This window comes from Erwinia sp. B116, from assembly GCF_002865965.1.
Classification (GTDB): domain Bacteria; phylum Pseudomonadota; class Gammaproteobacteria; order Enterobacterales; family Enterobacteriaceae; genus Erwinia.
In genome coordinates this window covers 1-761 of the sequence record NZ_JRZZ01000106.1, presented here as the reverse complement: position 1 = coordinate 761, position 761 = coordinate 1, and the positions used below count along the sequence as shown (strand labels likewise).

At 55.7% G+C, this 761-nt stretch carries 1 pseudogene; it reads left to right on the top strand.

The features are described from left to right. A pseudogene (locus NV64_RS23575) lies at window positions 1-619 on the top strand (hypothetical protein); the annotation flags it as partial. Between the last annotated feature and the right edge of the window lie 142 nt (window positions 620-761).

Sequence of the window (761 nt, the reverse complement as noted above, 5' to 3'; positions counted from 1 at the left end):
GCTGCTGCCGGGCGGTGCTTATGGTCCCGGCTGGCTGAAAATCGAGAGCAGCGGTGCCCGGCTGTCCCTGCCGGAGGATGATCCGTATGAGGAAATTTATCTGAACAAGACGGACTGGTGGCGGCTGTGTGAGCAGAATTTGCTGCTGGGTGATACTGACAGTGAGTGGGGAGCTTTCCAGGACAGAATAAAAGTAGATGTGAAAAAATTTATCGAAGAACTGAACGCTAAATACCATCCGCAGACCTGGCTGTTTTACGGTGCCAGTGCGGACAATCCGTCTGATGCATTCCTGACGTGGAAAGAGCGGATCCCGCTGTACGTGAAGGAGGCGCAGAGGGTCCGAAAGGATTCCGCTGAGCCGCTTGAGCTCTCCCCGTTAAGAACCCATGAGCTGATTTCGGCGGGGACACCCGGTGACGGCACCGTGCCGGTCAAGGCGATACGCACCTCATCTCCCCATGTTCGGGGCGTGCTGGCGACCGATGTCGATCATGAAGGGGCTTATGCCGCTGACCCCGTGGATCGTTCGCGTTCGGTTTACAGTGACCTGTCAGATGCCCTGGTGTTCACGGTTCGCTCGGTGGTGAAAATCGTGCAGCAGGTGCCACCGCCATGAAAAAAATCCCGCTTCAGCTGCTTATCCCGCTGGCGATAGTGCTGCTGGCGGCAGGATTCTATATTCATAATTTTGTGACGTTTGTGCATCCGCCACCGGCGTTAACGGACAAGGAAAAACGTATGGTCGATACCCTGTTTGC